This window comes from Streptomyces sp. NPDC006602 (genome assembly GCF_042870385.1).
Lineage (GTDB): Bacteria > Actinomycetota > Actinomycetes > Streptomycetales > Streptomycetaceae > Streptomyces.
The window spans coordinates 136,804-145,833 of sequence record NZ_JBIAHG010000017.1 but is presented as its reverse complement, the minus strand read 5'-3'; the positions used below and the strand labels follow the sequence as shown (position 1 = coordinate 145,833).

Genomic DNA, 9,030 nt, shown 5'->3' with positions numbered 1-9,030 from the left:
ATGGGCTGGTTCACCGGCGGTGTCCCTCCCTCCTATGGGCGCGGCGTTTGACCTTGCGAACCGTCAGCAGCAGCAACAGCGGGGTGAGTGCGGAGCCGACCGCGAGTTGCGACAGGCCGACGTCGGGCGCCTGGAGGACGGTGAACAGCACCGCGAGGACGACGCCGAGGACGGCCAGCACGAGCGCCTGCCGCACGGGGTCGCGGACCAGGACCGCCGTCGTCGCGGCGACGGCGACGAGCAGCAGGGCGACGACGATCACCGCGTCAGCCACGGCGGACCTCCCGGAACCCGCCGGACAGGGCCCGGGAGGCGACGACGTTCCCGCCGATCAGCAGCGCGCCGACGACCACGAGTTTGGCCGTGGCGCGGCTCGGCCCGGTGGCCACGCACAGCGCGATGACGACCGCGGCACCGACGCCGGCCGCCGCGTAGGTCAGTCCGCGGGCGCGCGGCGGGTCCTCGCCCTCGCCTGCCGGCTCGTCGGCGAGCAGGCGGGCGAAAACCAGGGTGCCCACCGGGCCCAGCAGCGCGAGGACCAGGGCGAGATCGACGTAGGACGGGCGGTCGTAGCCCTGGGCGAGGAGCAGGAGGGCGGGACAGGCGAGGGCCGTGGACAGGTTCTGTCCCACGACGCGGCGCCGCAGCGGGCCCGTCGCGACGCCCCACAGAGCGGCTCCGAGGCCCCCGCCGAGTGTGACGGCCGCCGCGAGCGTCCAGCCGTTCACCGGCCGGTCACCGCCCGCCTCGCGGCCCGTGCCGCGAGCGCACCCAGCGCGGCGGCGCCGGCACCGACGGCGAGCTCCAGGGTGTCGACCGCACTGATGACGACCAGCCAGAGCACGGCGAGCGCGGCCCACCAGGACAGGAGTTCGGCCGCGGCTCGGAGCGTCGCACGCGGGGTCATGCGCCACCTCCTGGAAGCCTGCTCGGCGGTTTCCACGCCATCCAAACACCGGCCGGAGTGCGGGCGGTGGCGACGCGCGCGGGTCTCAGCCGGAGTGCCCCCACAGCCCGAAGAGAAACGGCGGGCGGTGCGACCCGAGGCGGCTCGGCGGCATTGTCGGCCGGTTCGCGGGTAATCGCCTTACGACGCAGGGAAGTTGAAGACTGGAGGACCGCATGGCCCGTACAGCCTCAAGCCCACGTACCGCTTTACGCCTGCGCACCACCAAGTCCGGCAAGGCCACGAAGCCCGCGAAGGCCGCCACGTCCGACAAGGCCGCCAAGTCCGCCAAGTCCGCCAAGTCTGAGCGCGGGTCACGCCCGTCCCGGCGCGAGCGGCATTCCGTGCCCCTTCCCCTGCGTCTGCTGGCGATGCTGTGCGCCTTCGCGGTGATGGTGGCGTTCGCCGTCGTACTGGCCCGGCTGACCCTGGAGCCCTCCCCCGCCTCGGAGGCACTGACCCACACCAACATGCGGCCGGGGAGCTCCCTGCAGGCCTATCTGGATCAGCCCGAGCTGCGGGACGCCGTCAGGCAGATCGGCGGGAACCTGCTGCTGGGCGTCCCGTTCGGCGTTCTGGTGCCCGTCGTCGCCCCGCGGACACGGGGGATCCTGCGGGTACTCCTGCTGACCGCGACCGTGATGCTCCTGGTGGAGTTCGCCCAGGGCGCGCTGATCAACGGCCGGGCCTTCGACATCGACGACGTCATCCTCAACACGACCGGGGCCCTCGTGGGCTACCTCCTGCTGGGGAGGCGGATGAGCCGGGCCGTGCACAGCTGAGGCAGAGGGGGGCGGCCGAGCCGGTCGGTCAGTGCCGGGTCCAGGTGAACTTGTCGCCGCCCACCCAGCGGACCACCTCCGGGTCGTCCAGGTCGTGCACGGTGATGCCGAACGCGGCGGCGGCCTCCAGGACGTCGGTGACGGCCCTCGCCTCACCGACCACCTGGCCGTCGATCTCCACGATCCGGAAGGGCGGCGTGGTCGGCTGCACTCCGAGCACCAGGATCCGCGGGTGAGCGATGTGAGGGCTCTCGCTTTCGGTCATGTATAGAGCGTAGATCGCAACCCCTTGGAGGGCGGGTCCGAGTCAGCCGTCCAGCATGTCGAGAACCGCCGCCTCGACCGCTCCTTGGATGGCCGGTTGCCCGAAGTCCCGTGTTCGCCCAGCCGGGTGAGTACGGGGGCGATCGTCCGCCCCTGCTCGAACAGTTCGAAGACCCGCGGGTCGATGTAGGAGGCACGGCACACCGCGGGGGTGTTTACGACGGTCAGGGCCTGGTCGTCCACGAGCGCCCGGACGATCTCGGTGCCGCCCTTGGCCGGGTAGCTGAAGGTGAGCTCGTCGCGGCGGCAGGTGACGTGTTCGCGCAGCATCGTGGTCAGGCCGTAGGTCTCGCTGAAGCATCGAGCGAAGCCGAGAGTGGGGGAGGGTGAAGCCGGGGCGGTCGCAGGAACTGGTGCGCAGTCTCACGGGCATGGCCTCAGGGACGCCGCCATTCGTCGCTGCCCAGGTGCGAGCCGGCCTGGGGCCCCATGCGGAGCATGCCGCCGTCCACGCTCCAGGAGGCGCCGGTGACGTACGAGGCGTCGGGGCCGGCCAGGAAGGCGATCACGGCCGCTACCTCGCGGGCGTCGCCGGGGCGGCCGAGCGGGACGCCGGGGCGGTCCTCGGTGTGCGGGTCGGTGTCCTCCTGACCGGTCATGGGGGTGGCGATCTCACCGGGTGCCACCGCGTTGACGGTGATGCCGTACTCGGCGAGCTCCAGCGCCATGACCTGGGTGAGCAGGCCGAGGCCGCCCTTGGCCGCGCAGTAGGGGGCGGCGCCGACCCGCGGCTGGTGTTCGTGGACGGAGGTCACGTTGACGATCCGGCCGCCGCCGCCCTGCTGGATCATGTGCCGGGCCGCCCGCTGACCGCACAGGAACGGGCCGATCAGGTCGACGTCGATGACCTCGCGGACCTCGTCGAGCTCCAGGTCGAGGAACGGCTTCATGGTGCCCGTACCGGCGTTGTTGACCAGGACGTCGAGGCGGCCGAGCCGGTCGCACAGCACGTCGACGGTGCCGGCCGCGGTGGGCAGCCGGGTGAGGTCCATCTGGGCCACCGCGGCCCGCTGCCCGTGGGCGCGGACCTCCTCGGCGGTCTCCTCGGCGCCCTTGAGGTCGCTGTGCCAGGTGATGCCGACGTCCATCCCCGCCCGCGCCAGGCGGACAGCGGTGGCCTTGCCGATGCCGGAGTCGGCGCCGGTGATCACGGCCACCTTGGTGCGAGGTGCGGTGGGGGCGGACATGACATGCCTCCTCGTGGACGCGGGTGAGGGCGATGAGGCATCGCAGTACCCGGCCACGGATCGGACAAACCGCCCGCGGGTCGGACGGCCGCCCCTCTCGTCGTGCGGGCCGCCTGGCCCTGGGGAACTCTGGAGGGGCCGGAGGAGGAGGTGGCGATGGATCCCGTGCGGGCGCTGGAGCGGATCGGCTTCCTGCTGGAGCGGGGCCGGGCACCGACGTACCGGGTGCGCGCCTTCCGCACCGCCGCCCGAGTGCTGGCCGCGCTGCCCGAGGACGAGGTGCGCGAACGGGCGGACGCCGGGACGCTGGAGACGCTCAGGGGCGTCGGCCCGACGACGGCACAGGTGGTGCGCGAGGCGCTGGACGGCCGGCTGCCCGGCTACCTGGAGAAGCTGGAGAGCGAGGCCGCGGCCCGACCGGCCATGGGCGGGCAGCGGCTGCGGGCGCTGCTGCGCGGCGACTGCCATCTGCACTCCGACTGGTCGGACGGCGGCAGCCCGATCGAGGAGATGGGCCGGGCGGCGGCGGAGCTGGGCCACGAGTGGGCGGTGCTGACCGACCACTCGCCCCGCCTGACCGTGGCGCGCGGACTGTCGCCCGAACGACTGCGCAGACAGCTGGAGGTGGTGGCGGAACTCAACGAGACGTGGGAGCCGTTCCGCCTCCTCACCGGCATCGAATGCGACATCCTCGACGACGGCACGCTCGACCAGGAGCCCGAGCTGCTGGACCGGGTGGACGTCGTGGTGGTGTCCGTGCACTCCAAGCTGCGGATGGACGCCCGCTCGATGACCCGCCGCATGGTGGCCGCCATACGCGATCCGCACGCGGACGTCCTCGGGCACTGCACGGGACGGCTGGTGACGGGGCGGGGGCGGCCGGAGTCGGAGTTCGACGCGGACGAGGTGTTCGCCGCGTGTGCCGAGTCCGGCACGGCCGTGGAGATCAACAGCCGGCCCGAGCGCCTCGATCCGCCGCGGCGGCTGCTGCGCCGGGCCCTGGCGGCGGGGGTGCTGTTCTCGATCGACACCGACGCGCACGCGCCCGGCCAGCTGGACTGGCAGATCCACGGATGCGCGCGGGCCGAGGAGTGCGGGGTGCCCGCCGAGCGCGTCGTCACCACCTGGTCCCTGGAGGAGCTGCTGGCCTGGACGCGGGAGGGCCTGGTGCCGGACCGAGTGGCGAGCCCCTGACGCGGTACTCGTCGTCTCGAGCGAGCTCAGGTTCGTGCGCCGGGACAGCACAGGAAGGACGGGCGAATGGAACGGGCGGCCGTGTTCGACGTCGACGGGACCCTCGTCGACACCAATCACCTCCATGTGACGACCTGGTGGGAGGCCTTCCGGCAGGCGGGCCACCGGGTTCCGATGCACGCCGTCCACCGGGCCGTGGGCCTCGGCTCCACCGACCTCGTCGCCCATCTGCTGGGCGATGACCGGGACAAGGACCAGGACGCGGAACTGAGCGCCGCCCACAAGGCCCTGTACGGCCAGTACTTCGACCGGCTGCCCGCCCTCCAGGACGCCGGGCGGCTGCTACGGCGCCTGGACCAGCGGGGCTGGCGGGTCGTGCTGGCGACGTCCGCGAGCGGCACGGAACTCGCCGCCCTGCGGCGGGCGATCGACGCGGACGACGCGATCGCCGCCACCGCGAGCGCCGAGGACGTCAAGGAGGGCAAGCCCGCGCCCGAACCCGTCGAACACGCCCTGGAACTGGCCGAAGTACCCGCCGAACGGGCCGTGTTCGTCGGTGACACGGTCTGGGACATGCGCGCGGGCGCCAGGGCCGGGGTGCGCTGTGTGGGCGTCCTGTGCGGCGGCATCCCGCGCGCGGACCTGGAGGAGGCGGGCGCCACGGCGATCTACGCCGACCCTGCCGACCTGCTGGCGTCCTTGGCCGATAGTCCCCTGGCCTGAGCTGCCCGGATGTGAGGGGCCGCGCCGCGCGGATACCCACCCGGGATGATCCGTGTGACAGAGGGGGGACGAGTGCGCTCCGCCCGCCCGGCCGACGCCCTGCGGCGGGAGGCGCACGTCGTGGGGCAGGCCGTCCTGGCTGCCTGGCGAGGCCCCGGGCGCGAACGCGACCTGGTCGTGCAGTCGCTGAAGGCCGCCGCGGCGGCGCTGCTCGCCTGGTACGTGGCGAGCGACTGGCTGCGCGACCCGATGGCCCTGATGGCGCCCTGGGTGGCCCTGGTACTGGTGCAGGCCACGGTCTACAGCTCGCTGAGGCAGGCCACGCAGCAGTTCACGGCGATCTGCGCCGGGACGCTGCTCGCGTCGGGAGCGCAGTGGCTCACCGGCGACACGCTGGGCGCGCTGGCGCTGTCCGTACCCGTGCTGATGCTGCTGTCGAACTGGCACCGCTTCGGCGACCAGGGCATCTACGGAGCCACCACCGCGGTGTTCACCCTCGCCACCGGCACGGTCACCGCGTCGGCGGTCGGTCACCGGGTGGGACAGGCGGCGCTGGGCGCGGTCATCGGGGTCGCCGTCAACGCGCTCGTGCTGCCGCCGATCCATCTGCGCGACGTACGGGAGAACCTGGCGGCGCTCGCCGGGGAGGCGGGCGACCTGCTGCACGGCGTCGCCGCCGATCTGCGGGAGACCGAGTGGGACGCGCAGTCCGCCGCCGGCTGGTCGAGTGCCTCGGCACGGCTGGAGCGGCGGCTGGACGCGCTGCGGTCGGCCCGCGGCTGGAGCCGGGAGAGCCTGCGCTTCACCTACGGTCCGCTGCGGGCCCTGCACCGGGTCCCGCCGAGCGTCCCGCCCACCGAGGAGGACGAGTGCTGGAGCCGCATCTCGGGGCACATCACGGCACTGACCCGGGCCCTCGCGGTGGCGGCGGACGGCGACCGGACACCCGCCCCGCCCGACGGCGCCGTACTGCGCTCGTACGCCCGTCTCCTGGAGCTGATCGGGGACGCGTGCCACGCGGAGAACCTCCGTCTGCTGGGTGCCGTCGAGGAGGCGCGCGCGGCCGAGGGGACCGAGGAGACGATGCGGGAACTGCACGAGCAACTGATCAGCGGGCTGCGGGAGCACGCCGAGCAGGACCACACTCGTGCGGTCGTGCTGGGCACCCTGCTGCTGCAGGCGGAGAACCTCTGGAACGAGGCTGTCCCGGGCGCCCGGAGGCCATGAGGCGGATCACCCCGCGACGGGCCGGAACTTCGGAACATCCGTGGGTGACCTGTCCGCCCGGCCGCTCAGCCAGTCACCCCGTCTGCCCGGCAGGTCCGCCGGTCGCGCTTGACTTCGAGGGCACTCCAATTCGTAGCATTCCGGGCATGAGCACTGCCAGCACCGCACAGCACAAGATCGGCTCGGGATTCGGCGCCCACAGCACCGCCGACGACGTCCTGGCCGGCATCGATCTGACCGGAAAGCTCGCGCTGGTCACCGGTGGCTACTCGGGCCTCGGCCTGGAGACCGCGCGAGCACTCACGAAGGCCGGCGCCCGGGTCGTCGTCCCCGCCCGGCGCCCCGCCATCGCCCGCGAGGCGCTGGGCGGCATCGACGGCGTCGAGGTGGACGAGCTGGACCTCGGCGACCTGGAGAGCGTGCGCGCGTTCGCCGAGCGGTTCCTCGCCTCGGGACGCACCCTCGACTTCGTCATCGACAACGCCGGCATCATGGCCTGCCCCGAGACCCGGACCGGGCCGGGCTGGGAGGCACAGTTCGCGACGAACCACCTGGGCCACTTCGCCCTGGTCAACCGCCTGTGGCCGGCCATCGAGCCGGGCGGCGCGCGGGTGGTCTCGGTGTCCTCGCGCGGCCATCACCTCTCCGGCATCCGCTGGGACGACATCGACTGGCGGCACGGCTACGACAAGTGGCAGGCGTACGGCCAGGCGAAGACGGCCAACGTCCTGTTCGCCGTCCACCTCGACCGGCTCGCCCGCGACCGCCGTGTACGCGCCTTCTCCCTGCACCCCGGCGGCATCCTCACCCCCCTCCAGCGGCACCTGCCCAGGGAGGAGATGGTCGCCAACGGCTGGATCGACGAGGACGGCAACCCCATCCCGCAGCAGGACCTGAAGACCCCGCAGCAGGGCGCCGCCACCCAGGTCTGGGCCGCCACCTCCCCCCAACTGTCCGGCCTGGGCGGCGTCTACCTGGAGGACTGCGACATCGCCGAACCGGCCCCCGCCGACGGCGAACGCACCGGCGTCAAGGACTACGCCGTCGACCCGGAACAGGCGGCACGCCTGTGGGCGCTGTCGGCGCGGCGGACGGGGGTCGACGCCTTCGCCGACCGGGACACGCCCACGCGGTGATCGTCTCGCGGCCGGAAGTGGGCCGTGGGCCGCGTGCATCGCCGGCGGCCGGGGTACTCGGGCAATCCCGTCGGACCGGTGTCGAGAGGAGCCGAAGGTGAGCAGCGCAACGGACAGCAGGATCGTGGTCACGGGTGCCACCGGCAACGTCGGCACCAGCCTGGTGCGGCTCCTCTCCGAGGACCCGAAGGTCGGGTCGGTGCGGGGGCTGGCCCGCCGGCTCCCCGACTGGGAGGCCCCGAAGACGGAGTGGTCGGCGGTCGACCTCGCGTCCGACCAGTCCGATCTGGTCAAGGAGTTCGAGGGCGCCCACGCGGTGGTCCATCTGGCATGGGCGTTCCAGCCGACGCACGACCCCGCGGCGACCTGGCGCACCAACGTGCTCGGCTCCATGAAGGTGTTCGACGCGGTGGCCACGGCCGGGGTGCCGACGCTGGTGCACGCGTCGTCGGTCGGCGCGTACTCTCCGGGGCCGAAGGATCACGCGGTGGACGAGAGCTGGCCGACGCACGGCTGGCCGGACGCCGCGTACTGCCGGGAGAAGGCCTATCTGGAGCGGGCCCTGGACACGTTCGAGCGCGATCACCCGGACGTCCGGGTGGTGCGGATGCGGCCCGCCTTCCTCTTCAAGCGGGAGTCGGCGAGCGAGCAGCGCCGGATCTTCGGCGGGCGCTTCCTGCCGGGCCAGCTGGCCCGCCCGGATCTGCTGCCGTTCCTCCCCGACATCCCGGGCCTGCGCGTCCAGGCCCTGCACACCGACGACGCGGCCAAGGCGTACCAGCTCGCCCTGCGCATCAATGTCAACGGCGCCTTCAACCTGGCGGGCGAACCGCCCGTCGACGCGGAGCTGCTGGGCGAGATGCTCGGCGCCCGCCCCGTACGGCTGCCGCGCCCCGCGGCCCGCTCGGCGATCGCCGCCGCGTGGGGCCTGCATCTGCTGCCCGCCTCCCCGCACCTCTTCGACGCGGTCCTCCGGCTCCCCCTGATGGACTGCACGCGCGCCCGCACGGAACTCGGCTGGCACCCGGACCACACGGCCCCGGAGGTGCTGGAGGAGTTCCTGCTGGGCCTGCAGCAGGGAGCGGGAGCCAGTACGGAACCCTTGCGCGGCCGGAAGGTCGGCTGAGGGAACGCTGAGCGCCGGATCGGGCGCCCTCAGGCCCTCAGGCGGAGGGCTCGTCCGGTACGGGCTGCTCGGGGTGGACGGCGCCCGATCGCGGGGCGCCGCGCCTGCCCGTCCCCGACTCGTCCGTGTCGGGGACGTCGGCGGCGGGCTCGCCGTCCTCCGTGGGCTCGCCCGCCCTGTCGGCGTCCGCGACCTCTGTGGTGTCGACGGTGTCGCCCTGCGCGCCCCCCTCGCCGATCTCCCAGGGGTCCTCGCCGTCATGAGCCTGCTGGTCCGGCAGGTCCCGGGGCACGGGAACCCCGTTCTCGCCGGGTCCTTCGTCGCTGTGCGCGGCCACGGTGAGCTCCCTTCGCCTCGTTCGGGCGCCACGCGAGTACCTCCACGA

Annotated in this window: 13 protein-coding genes; 6 read left to right on the top strand and 7 right to left on the bottom strand. The window is 73.3% G+C overall.

Translation table 11 applies throughout. The features are described 5' to 3' along the window. Positions 1–10: 10 nt before the first annotated feature. From ACFYO2_RS32955 to ACFYO2_RS32945, 3 genes are read right to left on the bottom strand one after another with little or no spacing between them, the layout of a single operon-like run. Positions 11–274, bottom strand: a complete 264-nt coding sequence (locus ACFYO2_RS32955) for a hydrogenase subunit MbhD domain-containing protein (RefSeq protein WP_388356276.1) — start codon at positions 272–274, stop codon at positions 11–13. Further along, complete coding sequence (locus tag ACFYO2_RS32950; protein ID WP_388356273.1) at positions 267–728, bottom strand: monovalent cation/H+ antiporter complex subunit F; 462 nt, start codon at positions 726–728, stop codon at positions 267–269. The genes ACFYO2_RS32955 and ACFYO2_RS32950 overlap by 8 nt, the downstream gene beginning before the upstream one ends. Then, entirely contained in the window at positions 725–907 is a 183-nt protein-coding gene (locus tag ACFYO2_RS32945; RefSeq protein WP_388356271.1) for a hypothetical protein, read from the bottom strand. The genes ACFYO2_RS32950 and ACFYO2_RS32945 overlap by 4 nt, the downstream gene beginning before the upstream one ends. Positions 908–1,122: 215 nt before the next feature. Between ACFYO2_RS32945 and ACFYO2_RS32940 the strand changes: the two genes are divergently transcribed. Continuing rightward, positions 1,123–1,728, top strand: coding sequence for a VanZ family protein (locus ACFYO2_RS32940; protein WP_388356268.1), 606 nt, complete (start codon positions 1,123–1,125; stop codon positions 1,726–1,728). A 28-nt stretch (positions 1,729–1,756) separates the two neighbouring features. Here the strand turns inward: ACFYO2_RS32940 and ACFYO2_RS32935 are convergent, their stop codons facing one another. The 3 genes from ACFYO2_RS32935 to ACFYO2_RS32925 form a co-directional block, all read right to left on the bottom strand. Continuing rightward, on the bottom strand, positions 1,757–1,993 hold the full coding sequence (locus tag ACFYO2_RS32935) for a hypothetical protein (RefSeq protein WP_388356265.1): 237 nt from the start codon (positions 1,991–1,993) through the stop codon (positions 1,757–1,759). Further along, positions 1,990–2,322 (bottom strand): hypothetical protein, encoded by a 333-nt coding sequence (locus ACFYO2_RS32930; RefSeq protein ID WP_388356262.1) that lies wholly within the window; start codon positions 2,320–2,322, stop codon positions 1,990–1,992. The genes ACFYO2_RS32935 and ACFYO2_RS32930 overlap by 4 nt, the downstream gene beginning before the upstream one ends. 107 nt (positions 2,323–2,429) lie before the next feature. After that, positions 2,430–3,239 carry an SDR family oxidoreductase gene (locus ACFYO2_RS32925; protein WP_388356259.1) on the bottom strand — a complete coding sequence of 270 codons (810 nt, stop codon included), beginning with the start codon at positions 3,237–3,239 and terminating at the stop codon, positions 2,430–2,432. Between the two features lie 156 nt (positions 3,240–3,395). Here ACFYO2_RS32925 and ACFYO2_RS32920 point away from each other — a divergent pair, with 156 nt between their 5' ends. From ACFYO2_RS32920 to ACFYO2_RS32900, 5 genes are all read left to right on the top strand, one after another. Continuing rightward, entirely contained in the window at positions 3,396–4,433 is a 1,038-nt protein-coding gene (locus ACFYO2_RS32920) for a PHP domain-containing protein (protein ID WP_388356257.1), read from the top strand. 66 nt (positions 4,434–4,499) lie between these two features. Next, positions 4,500–5,156, top strand: coding sequence for an HAD family hydrolase (locus tag ACFYO2_RS32915; protein ID WP_388356254.1), 657 nt, complete (start codon positions 4,500–4,502; stop codon positions 5,154–5,156). A 45-nt stretch (positions 5,157–5,201) separates the two neighbouring features. Next, positions 5,202–6,383 (top strand): aromatic acid exporter family protein, encoded by a 1,182-nt coding sequence (locus tag ACFYO2_RS32910; protein ID WP_388356251.1) that lies wholly within the window; start codon positions 5,202–5,204, stop codon positions 6,381–6,383. A gap of 146 nt (positions 6,384–6,529) precedes the next feature. Beyond that, positions 6,530–7,519 carry an SDR family NAD(P)-dependent oxidoreductase gene (locus ACFYO2_RS32905; RefSeq protein ID WP_388356250.1) on the top strand — a complete coding sequence of 330 codons (990 nt, stop codon included), beginning with the start codon at positions 6,530–6,532 and terminating at the stop codon, positions 7,517–7,519. A 97-nt stretch (positions 7,520–7,616) separates the two neighbouring features. Then, the gene (locus ACFYO2_RS32900; RefSeq protein WP_388356248.1) at positions 7,617–8,645 is read left to right on the top strand and encodes an SDR family oxidoreductase; all 1,029 of its coding nucleotides are present in this window, start codon (positions 7,617–7,619) and stop codon (positions 8,643–8,645) included. Between the two features lie 37 nt (positions 8,646–8,682). Here ACFYO2_RS32900 and ACFYO2_RS32895 read toward each other — a convergent pair whose 3' ends face one another. Beyond that, positions 8,683–8,982, bottom strand: a complete 300-nt coding sequence (locus ACFYO2_RS32895) for a hypothetical protein (RefSeq protein WP_388356245.1) — start codon at positions 8,980–8,982, stop codon at positions 8,683–8,685. Between the last annotated feature and the right edge of the window lie 48 nt (positions 8,983–9,030).